The organism is Pseudomonas sp. 05L36, from assembly GCF_056398125.1.
This window is the reverse complement of the sequence record NZ_JBFTOU010000005.1, coordinates 272,877-282,844: the sequence shown is the minus strand read 5'-3', so window position 1 is coordinate 282,844 and position 9,968 is coordinate 272,877. Positions and strand designations below refer to the sequence as shown.

Here is a 9,968-nt window from a genome sequence, read left to right as displayed (position 1 = left end):
CAGCGATGGCGGCCTGCCAGCCGACCCGGTTTTTGCAGATGTCCCCAATCCCTGTAGGAGCTGGCTTGCCAGCGAWGGCGGCCTGCCAGCCGACCCGGTTTTTGCAGATGTCCCCAATCCCTGTAGGAGCTGGCWTGCCAGCGATGGCGGCCTGCCAGCCGACCCGGTTTTTGCAGATGTCCCCAATCCCTGTAGGAGCTGGCTTGCCAGCGAAGGCGGCCTGCCAGCCGACCCGGTTTTTGCAGATGTCCCCAATCCCTGTAGGAGCTGGCTTGCCAGCGAAGGCGGCCTGCCAGCCGCCCAATCTCTCACAGATGTACTCAGCACCTGAGCGAGCCTGCTCGCGATGGCTGCCCAACAGTCAACAATGTTTATCGCCAAAGCCAACCATTCAGACCATTCCCACAAGACTTTCAGCTTGCCCGTCGGAAGCACGATCTCTAGCCTTTGCCCGTTGCTGCCAATTCAGCGACCGGGACTGCAAGCCCGCCAATAGTTTGTTAGGCGCCCACTGGCGCACCTATAATCGTGGCGCTTTTTTAGCGACCACCGATTTATGGTGGCTGTGTGCGGGAGATCTTCGGGTCTGCCGAGGTTGCCTAACGACTCGGTCTTGCAGACCTGCACACAGCTGCCACCCATCATCTGCAAGTGATGCTGGCTGCTCCAACTTTCGTTAGGAGCTTCACAATGATCAAACCCAGCCCAAACCCCCCGGCTTCAGAGACCGAAGTGCATATCGGCACTTCAAGTCGCCCCTGCCCAATTTTCACCATCCGCCCAGGCGTCAATTCCGAACCCTCCTTGTCCACGCCTACGAAACCCTTGCCTCCGCGAATGTGATGGCAACCGAACTGTCGTCCATCCTGACCGGCCCAACCTGCAATCTGGCACTCGGCATTCAGCAGATGATTATCCTGGCGCAGCTATCGGTGAATCGCGTCCTCGATCAGCTGGATCCGCAGCAATAGCAAAAGGAAAAAGCCCGCTGAACCTGTACCGGCCAGCGGGCATTCATTGTTCCTACATTGATCTCGGACCCGTCTGATATTGAGGCTAAAAAGCTCAGGTGTTGTACTCAGAGCCCGGGTTCACGCATGTTTGAGACAGCGCCATGAAAAATCCACCCACATTGAGAGGGCGGTCCGATCCGGTGTTTGATCGGCTGTTGCGATCGCCCCACAAGGAACGCCTTTCGCAATACCTCGCCTTGCTCAAGCCCCTGGACGATCAGGGGCGTTACCTGCCATTCGATTCATTGCGCTACCGCTGGGCCCCTGGGCTGGATTCGAACTTGTGCTGGGCCTTGGTCAAGAAAGCGCGGACTGCACAGTATTCGAGCCTTTTGCCATTGGGTGAACCGGCGTGCTGGCTGAAATTCATGCTGACGCCGCAGGCGCAAAAAGCCATTTCCGTAGTGGATCGTCAGGCGACAACCGCAGTGCTGGAATACATGACCGGCCAGATTGGCGAGCGCGCTCATTTCAGCTATTTGCTCAATGATCTGATCGAAGACGAGGCCATCAGCAGCAGCCAGCTCGAAGGTGCGGCCACCACGACGCGGGTGGCCAAGGACATGCTTAAGCGCCATCGTTCGCCGCGCACGCCGGATGAGCGAATGGTCATCGGTAACTTCAAGATGATGAACTTCGCCTGGGAGCAGCGTTACGAGCCACTGAGCGTTGAGCTGATTGCAGCCATGCATCGAGTTGGCGTCGAGGGTATCGACGATTCGCGGTACTCGCCTGGAGCATTCAGGACCAACGATGACGTCGTAGTCCAGGATGGCCAGGGCAACACCGTGCATTCGCCACCGCCTGCAACGGGTCTCGTGTCACGTTTGCAGGTGCTGGCCAATTGGATCAACCAACCCCACAACAACCCTCATCAAGCGGACTACCTTCATCCATTGATCAAAGCCATCGCGCTGCATTTTGTCTTGGGTTACGAGCATCCTTTTCGCGACGGCAACGGTCGGGTAGCGCGCGCGTTGTTTTACTGGTTCATGTTGAAAAATGACTACTCGGCGTTTCGCTATATCGCCATCAGTGTTTTGTTGCGCAATGCGCCGTTGAAGTACGGGCGGTCGTATTTGAATACCGAGGCGGATGACCTGGATCTGACGTACTTCATCGATTTCCAGTGTTCGGTGGTGTTGCGGGCTGTAGGCAGTTTTACCGGGGTGTATCGGAAAAATCTGGACGATGCGCAGCAATTTGATTGCTGGTTGCGTGAAAGTGGTTTTCTCGACCAGCTCACCGAGAAACAGCGGGCGTTGTTTCAAGTGGCCAGGAGCGGAATGGCCAAGGAGTTCACGGCGGTCAATGTGAAGGAGAATCTGGGTTGTTCCTACAACACGGCGTCAGCCACGCTCAATGGGCTGGTCGCGTTGAAGTTGTTCGAGAAACGCAGGATTGGGCGGGAGTGGGTGTTCTTTCTAAGACCGGTCTCGGCAACCTGACTCCTTGTAGGAGCGAGCTTGCTCGCGATTGCGCAATATCAGCCAGCATCGATGCCGACTGACACGACCTCATCGCGAGCAAGCTCGCTCCTACAAGGATTGCACGTGGCCTAGAGCGTCCCAAACACCTTCTTCGCCAAACTGGTCGCCGCAGCCGCCGGGTTCTGGCGGATGGTTTCTTCCTGTTTGCCGATCATCTCGAACAAGCCATTCAAGGCCTGCTCGGTGACGTAGTTTTCGACGTTGGCGTTTTTCGCATCCACTACGCCCATGGTCGCCGCTTGCCCTGCGAACGAGTTGTACTGCTGGGCCAGGCCAACCTTGTCGGTGGCTTGCTTGACGATGGGCAGGAATTTGGCGCGGATCTGTTCGCGGCTGGTCTTGTTCAGGTATTGGGTGGCCGAGTCGTTGCCGCCGCTGAGGATGCCCTTGGCGTCTTCAACGGTCATTTTTTTCACGGCATCGACAAGGATTGGCTGGGCCTGGGTGACGGCGGTTTCGGCTGCCTTGTTCATGCTGGCTTCCAGCTCATCGACCTGATCGCCCATGCCGAACTGTTTCATTTTGCTGGCGACTTTGCCCAGTTTGCCCGGCAGTTCGATTTTCACGTCGGGGTTGTTGCTGAAGCCGCCCGGGGTGCCGAGTTGTTTTACGGCCAGTTGCGCGCCTTGGGTCAGCGCGTCCTTGAGTCCGCCAGTGGCGTCTTTTTGCGACAGGTCGCTCAGGGACAGCGCCAGGGCGCTGGCGGAGATCATCAAGCCTGCGCACAGGCCGGCAAAGCGGAGGGTAGGGCGGAGCATGGCAGCTTCCTTGTTCAAAAAAGAGAGTTAGCGAACGGCGTCGACGCGGATTTTCAGCGGTTGCGGGTCTTTGCCATCAAGCTGCACGGCATGGTTTTCGGTGGTGATGAACATCAGCTTGCCGTCGACTTCGATGCGCGCGCTGACCGAGTAGCGATGGCCTGGTTTGACCTGCGCCGGATCGTAACTCAGATGAAACGGCAGTGGCACCTGGCCTTTGACATGACCTTTCTGTTCGTCGAGGACAATGGCCGGTGCGTCGGCCAGGGACACGTCCTGCAAGCTTACGCTCAGGGTGGCGGTGGGCGGCAGGGCGCTGCGTTGCAGGTAAAAGACTTCGCCGTCGAGGCTGGCTTTCGGGGCAGATTGCATGGATTGGCAGGCACCGAGCAAAACCGTAAGCCCGAGGAGAGAGAGTTTTTTCATGAGGCGGATCCTTGTCGTTGGCGCCTGAAGAAAACCGGTGCCAACGACAATTTAGCGGATTTTGCCGGCGATAGCCCCGGTAACATTTTGCAATATGGTGCCAGGGATTTCGCCCAACTTGCCTCGGGGTGTTCTCAGACGCGGCTGACCAGCACGTCCTGCCCCTTCACATAATCGACACCCAATTCCACCCGGTGTTGTTGAGTGGTGGTGAAGACCAGACGGTCTTCGTGGGTGATGCTCGCGCTGATTGCATAGGTATGGTCGGGCAGGACATCGGCAAGCTTGTACGTCAGGTTGAAGTTCAGCCCGACATTTTCTGCATTGGTAGTGATCTGTACGGCCAGTTCCTTCGCGGCGACATCTTGCAGGCTGACATCCAGCAGGCGGACATGAAGAGTCGAGTTAGGCATCAGCGCAATCTTTTCCAGGTAATGCACTTTGCCATCAATGGTTTTTACGGTTTCGCTGCTCATATTGATTTCCCTATCGATTGATCGTCGGTATTGACGAGCGCCCAGCATAGGTTCGAGGCAGCGATTTATATGTAGGGGAATTCCTGCAAGCAGGGGCGAAGAGGGCGTGGCATGAGTCAGAAGCGTCCTTGCTTCAGCCATAAACTGCGTGCAGTGATCCGATGAAATCAGAGCGGTGTTACCAACTCCGCCGCATCTTCACTGCGATGCAACGCCACCTGCCGAATCGACAAGCGAATCTCCGCCGGCAACACCCGTTTGGCCGCGCCTTCGGCCAGTTCACCGAGCAGTTCGTGATAGCTCAACTTGCCCGCTTCATCGCGCTTGAGCACGTCGAGGTCGAGCATGGTCTGGATGAAGTGGCGGAACAGGCTCTTGTCGAAGAATTCCGGGGCGTTCAGGCCATGCAGGATCGACAGGCGCTGGGCCATGACCGTGCACAGGTCTTCCAGTTCTTCGGCGCTGATGCTGTTCTGGCCGCTGTTGAGCAGCAGGGACACGGTCATGTAGAAGCGTTGCAGGGTCTGGGCGATGCTTTTCGACAGCAGCGTGAGCAGTACGAAATGCCGCGAGCTTGGCGCCGGACGCAGGTACACATCGTTCTCGAAACGCAGCAGGCCTTGCTCGACGAAGGCTTCCAGCCATTGGTCGATCACCGCATCCAGTTCGTCCAGCGACCAGCGAATGAACAACTCCGCTTGCAGGTACGGGTACAGCGCGCGTGTGTAGCGCAGGATCTGTTCGCGGCTCATGCGCGAGGCACTCTGGAAGAAGCTCGCCAGTAGCGCCGGCAGGGCGAAAATGTGCAGCACGTTGTTGCGGTAGTAGGTCATCAGGACCGCATTCTGCTCGTCCAGATACAGGATCTTGCCCAACGCATCGCTCTGCTCCGAGAGCAGGTCCATGTCCTTCACGTGCTCGATCAGCGCCCGGCCATCGCCTTCTGGCAAGGTGGTGTGCGGCGAATAGGGGACCTTGCGCAGCAGCGCCAGGTACAGGTCGAGCACCCGCGCCATGGCCCGGTCGTCCAGGGCCAGGCGGCTGGTGGACAGCAACGCCAGTGCCACCAGGTTGACCGGGTTGATCGCCGCCGCTTCGTTCAAATGCCGGGCGACTTTCTCACCGAGGCGGTTGGTGGTTTCGTTGAGCCAGGCGGGTCTGAACTGCGGGCCGAGTTCTTGTTGCCGCCAGTCCGGCTGCTCGCCGTCGAGGAATTCCGCCAGCTTGATCGGCTCGCCGAAGTTCACCGCCACCTGGCCGAAGCGCTGTTTGAGCGCGCCGATGACTTTGAAAATATCGAAGATCGACTCTTTCTTCTTGGCTGCACCGCGCAACTCGCCAAGATAGGTTCGACCTTCCAGCACGCGCTCGTAGCCGATGTATACCGGCACGAAGACGATGGGCATGCGCGATGAGCGCAAGAAGCTGCGCAGGGTGATCGCCAGCATCCCTGTCTTGGGTTGCAGCATGCGCCCGGTGCGCGAACGGCCGCCCTCGACGAAGTACTCCACCGGGAAGCCCTTGGTGAACAGGGTGTGCAGGTATTCATTGAACACCGAGGTGTACAGCGGATTGCCCTTGAAGGTGCGGCGCATGAAAAACGCACCGCCGCGACGCAGCAGGCCGCCGATCACCGGCATGTTCAGGTTGATGCCGGCGGCGATGTGCGGCGGGGTCAGGCCGTTGCGGAACAGCAGGTATGACAGCAGCAGATAGTCGATGTGGCTGCGGTGGCACGGCACGTAGATCACTTCGTGACCCTGGGCGACCTTCTGCACGCCTTCGATGTGATTGACCTTGATACCGTCGTAGATCTTGTTCCAGAACCAGCTCAGCACCACTTCCATAAAACGGATCGCAGTGTAGGTGTAGTCCGAGGCGATTTCGTTGCCGTAGCGTAGCGCTTGAGCTTTGGCCTTCTCCGGTGAAATGTTCTCGCGTTCGGCTTCGTCGAGGATCGCTTGTTTGACCTGCGGCTGGTTCAGCAGGCCTTTGACCAGGTTGCGGCGGTGGGAAATGTCCGGGCCGATCACCGCCGCCTTCAGGTTGCGGAAGTGTACCCGCAGGATCCGCTGGGCCATGCGCACGGTGCGTTCATGGCCCTTGTCGTGCTCGATCAGTTCGCGCAGGTGGATCGGCGCGGAGAACTGCACACGGGTCTTGCGTCCCAGCACGATGACGCTCAGTAATCGGCGCAAGCGCCCGGTAACGGCCCAGCTGTCGGCGAACAGGAGTTTCCACGGGCTGTTTTCGCTGTCCGGCGACTGGCCCCAGAACACGCTGACCGGGATGATCTGCGCATCTTCGGCGGCGTTCTGGCTCAGGGCGCTGACCAGGCGGGTCAACGTCGGCGGCGCGCCGCGCTTGTCCTGGCGGCCCAGCCAGTCCGGGTCCGGCGTCAGGTAGAAGAACGCGGCGGGTTCCAGCAGGTTGCCCACCGATACCGGCAACACCGGGCGTGGCAGGCCGGCCTTGCTGCACTCGGTGTCGACCACGGCGAGGTCGGTCAGCGAAGGGTTTTGCAGGACGTAGAACACCGGACGACTGCGGTCGAGGTTGAGGGTGAGCGACGACTGGTTGATCGTCTCCGAGCGAACCCAGAGGTACAACAGGCGGCGCAGGGTGCCAAACACAAGACGGCGGAACGGGGAGCGGGTCATACGGCTTCTGCGTGAGTGAATAAAACCGAGCGTTTGCTTGGGAGGGCGATAGTGTGCCGGATTCATCGAAAATCGGCAAAAAAGCGCGAAAGTAAACTCCTGTTGAGAGTTTTAACGTCTGTCATATACTCGGCGCTCTGTCGCCGTTGCCCTCATGGGACCGGTATGCGCAGGCTGACGTTCCCGAGGCTTTCCTGCGAAAAGCCCGATCAATAATAAAAAGGGAGTATGAACAAATGGCAACACGCGAAACCGGCAACGTGAAGTGGTTCAACGACGCCAAGGGCTACGGCTTCATTCAGCGCGAGGACGGGGTGGACGTGTTCGTGCACTACCGCGCGATTCGAGGCGAAGGCCACCGTTCCCTGACCGAAGGCCAGCAGGTCGAGTATGCGGTGGTGGAAGGGCAGAAGGGGTTGCAGGCTGAGGATGTGGTGGGGTTGTAATCCCCGCGCAAAAACCACTGTAGGAGCGAGCTTGCTCGCGAAGAACTCAAGGACACCGCGCTTTTGCTGAATTGACGCGTTATCGTTGACGACCATCGTCGGAACGCCGCCCGGAGCAAGCTCGCTCCTACAGGGGCGGTGTTCAGGCTTTATGCAGTTTTCCAGGTGATCTCTTCTTCACCATCGGCGCTGATGCGAATCCAGCGATCCGCCGTCTCCTCACCTTCCTCCTCGACCCAGCTACCCGGTGCGCAACGCACTTCTACGTTCAGCGCGGCAAACGCGGCGCGGGCGCAGGCGATGTCGTCGTCCCACGGGGTCTGGTCGCTTTCCAGGTACAGGCTGTTCCATTTGCCGACGGCTTTTGGCAACCAGGTCACTGGCACGTTGCCGGCCTTGCACTTGTAGGTCTGGCCCTTCTGGACCCAATCGGTGCACGGACCCAATGCCGCACCGAGCCAGGCGGAAATGGCCTTGTGGTCGACGTCGGCGTCTTTCAGGTAAATCTCGATATCGGGTTGGCGCATGGATGTCCTCACTGCGGGTCTGAAAAATCCATTCGCGGATTTAGCCGGTCTTGAGCCGTTGCCCGAGACCAAAAATTTAAGTTATTGAAGAACAAAATAATCGTAGCGCATCGACACGGTGACCTCGAACGGCTCGGCCTGCTCGATAACAGCAGCACGGCGCTCGGCACTGGCGCGCCAGCCGTGGGGCGTCATCGCCAACAGGTTCGCCCGGTCCTGACCGCTTTCCAGCGTCAGCTTGAATTCCAGGGTTTCACTGTGGGCCAGCACCATGCCATCCGGTACCAGGGCCAGGTGCTTGTCGTCAGTGTATTCACGGACTTCGTCGTACAGCCGCTCACGCAGTTCCATCAGGTGGCCGCTGGTTGGCCCGACTTTCATCAGGCCGCCGCCAACACTGAGCAGGCGCTTGGCTTCTTCCCAATCCAGCGGGCTGAAGACACTGGCCAGGAACTGGCAACTGCCGGAAGCCAACGGCACCCGGGCCATACTGGCGATCAACCAGGTGAGCTTCGGGTTGCGTTTGCAGGCGCGTTTGACCGCTTCGCGGGAGATGTCCAGGGCATAGCCTTCGGCATCTGGCAGGGCCTCGGCGATTTGCGCGGTGTAGTAACCCTCGCCACAACCGATGTCCAGCCAGTGCTGTGGCGCTACACCTGCCGCCAGCTCCGCCAGACGCTTGGCTACCGGGGCGTAGTGCCCGGCATTCAGAAAGTCGCGGCGGGCTTCGACCATCGCCTGGTTATCCCCAGGGTCGCGGCTGTTTTTGTGCTGCACCGGCAACAGGTTCAAGTAACCCTGGCGCGCGCGGTCGAAACGATGTCCGGCGGGGCAGACCACGCCATTGTCCACCGCATTCAGCGGCTCACTGCAGATCGGGCACGCAAGCATCAGGCGAGCAACTTGATCAGGGTCTGGTAGTAGATTTCGGTCAGTACGTCGAGATCCGCTGCCAGCACACGCTCGTTGACCTGGTGGATGGTCGCGTTGACCGGGCCCAGCTCAACCACTTGGGTGCCCATGGTCGCGATGAAGCGCCCGTCGGAGGTCCCACCGCTGGTGGACGCCTTGGTTTCACGACCGGTGATGTCCTTGATGCTCGCCGACACCGCGTCCAGCAGCGCGCCCGGTTCGGTGAGGAATGGCAGGCCGGACAATGCCCAGTCGATGTGCCAGTCCAGGCCATGTTTGTCGAGAATGTCGGCGACGCGCTTTTGCAGGCCTTCGACCGTCGATTCGGTGGAGAAACGGAAGTTGAACACCGCCACCAGGTCACCCGGGATCACGTTGGTCGCACCGGTACCGGAGTTGACGTTGGAGATCTGGAAACTGGTCGGCGGGAAGAAATCGTTGCCGTGGTCCCAGTGCTCGGCTGCCAGTTCGGCCAGGGCCGGGGCAGCGAGGTGGATCGGGTTCTTGGCCAGGTGCGGGTAGGCCACGTGGCCCTGCACACCGCGCACGGTCAGCTTGGCGCCGAGCGAGCCGCGACGGCCATTCTTGACCACGTCACCCACCAGGGTGGTGCTCGACGGTTCGCCGACGATGCACCAGTCCAGACGCTCCTTGCGTGCGGCGAGGCGTTCGACCACGGCCTTGGTGCCGTGGTGCGCCGGGCCTTCTTCGTCGCTGGTGATCAGAAAGGCGACTTTGCCTTTGTGATTCGGGTAGTCGGCGACAAAGCGCTCGGAGGCGACAGTCATGGCGGCGAGGCTGCCTTTCATGTCGGCGGCGCCACGGCCGCAGAGCATGCCGTGTTCGTCGATCAGCGCGTTGAACGGCTCGATCTGCCAGGCCGCCACCGGGCCGGTCGGGACCACGTCGGTGTGGCCGGCGAAGCACAGCACCGGACCGTCGTCCTGGCCGTGGGTGGCCCAGAAGTTATCCACATCTTCGATGCGCATCGGTTCCAGGGTGAAACCGGCATCGCCCAGGCGCTGCATCATCTGCTTCTGGCAATCGGCGTCGATCGGCGTCACGGACGGACGGCGGATCAGGTCGATGGCGAGTTGGAGGGTCGGCGAAAGGTCGGCGTGGGCCGTCATGGAAAGCTCCGATGTGTGCAGCACGATAAACCTGTAGGAGCTGCCGAAGGCTGCGATCTTTTGATCCTGATTCTGAAAATCAAAAGATCGCAGCCTTCGGCAGCTCCTACCGAGTGTGTTGGCATTGAAA

9 protein-coding genes and 1 pseudogene are annotated in these 9,968 nt (G+C 59.7%); 3 read left to right on the top strand and 7 right to left on the bottom strand.

The window, feature by feature from the left end; all coding sequences use genetic code 11:
- Positions 1–690: 690 nt before the first annotated feature.
- Positions 691–971: pseudogene (locus AC1DKH_RS08435) on the top strand (DUF6124 family protein).
- Positions 972–1,114: 143 nt separating this feature from the next.
- Complete coding sequence (locus tag AC1DKH_RS08430; protein ID WP_477797926.1) at positions 1,115–2,461, top strand: Fic family protein; 1,347 nt, start codon at positions 1,115–1,117, stop codon at positions 2,459–2,461.
- A 110-nt stretch (positions 2,462–2,571) separates the two neighbouring features.
- On the opposite strand, the gene AC1DKH_RS08425 is transcribed toward AC1DKH_RS08430, so the two are convergent.
- The 4 genes from AC1DKH_RS08425 to plsB all read right to left on the bottom strand — a co-directional run bounded on the left by AC1DKH_RS08425 (position 2,572) and on the right by plsB (position 6,823).
- Positions 2,572–3,261, bottom strand: a complete 690-nt coding sequence (locus tag AC1DKH_RS08425) for a DUF4197 domain-containing protein (RefSeq protein WP_007990313.1) — start codon at positions 3,259–3,261, stop codon at positions 2,572–2,574.
- 27 nt (positions 3,262–3,288) lie between these two features.
- A complete protein-coding gene (locus tag AC1DKH_RS08420) occupies positions 3,289–3,687 on the bottom strand; it encodes a YbaY family lipoprotein (RefSeq protein ID WP_477797925.1) in 399 nt (132 codons plus the stop codon).
- Between the two features lie 134 nt (positions 3,688–3,821).
- A complete protein-coding gene (locus AC1DKH_RS08415; RefSeq protein ID WP_477797924.1) occupies positions 3,822–4,163 on the bottom strand; it encodes a YbaY family lipoprotein in 342 nt (113 codons plus the stop codon).
- 167 nt (positions 4,164–4,330) lie between these two features.
- Positions 4,331–6,823, bottom strand: a complete 2,493-nt coding sequence (plsB, locus tag AC1DKH_RS08410; RefSeq protein ID WP_477797923.1) for a glycerol-3-phosphate 1-O-acyltransferase PlsB — start codon at positions 6,821–6,823, stop codon at positions 4,331–4,333.
- A gap of 236 nt (positions 6,824–7,059) precedes the next feature.
- Here plsB and AC1DKH_RS08405 point away from each other — a divergent pair, with 236 nt between their 5' ends.
- Complete coding sequence (locus tag AC1DKH_RS08405; protein ID WP_007954750.1) at positions 7,060–7,269, top strand: cold shock domain-containing protein; 210 nt, start codon at positions 7,060–7,062, stop codon at positions 7,267–7,269.
- A 149-nt stretch (positions 7,270–7,418) separates the two neighbouring features.
- Here the strand turns inward: AC1DKH_RS08405 and AC1DKH_RS08400 are convergent, their stop codons facing one another.
- The 3 genes from AC1DKH_RS08400 to dapE form a co-directional block, all read right to left on the bottom strand.
- On the bottom strand, positions 7,419–7,796 hold the full coding sequence (locus tag AC1DKH_RS08400; RefSeq protein ID WP_223442721.1) for a hypothetical protein: 378 nt from the start codon (positions 7,794–7,796) through the stop codon (positions 7,419–7,421).
- An 81-nt stretch (positions 7,797–7,877) separates the two neighbouring features.
- Positions 7,878–8,687 (bottom strand): putative RNA methyltransferase, encoded by an 810-nt coding sequence (locus AC1DKH_RS08395; protein WP_477797922.1) that lies wholly within the window; start codon positions 8,685–8,687, stop codon positions 7,878–7,880.
- Positions 8,687–9,838: a succinyl-diaminopimelate desuccinylase gene (dapE, locus tag AC1DKH_RS08390; RefSeq protein ID WP_223458812.1), complete on the bottom strand. Its 1,152-nt coding sequence runs from the start codon at positions 9,836–9,838 to the stop codon at positions 8,687–8,689. The genes AC1DKH_RS08395 and dapE overlap by 1 nt, the downstream gene beginning before the upstream one ends.
- Between the last annotated feature and the right edge of the window lie 130 nt (positions 9,839–9,968).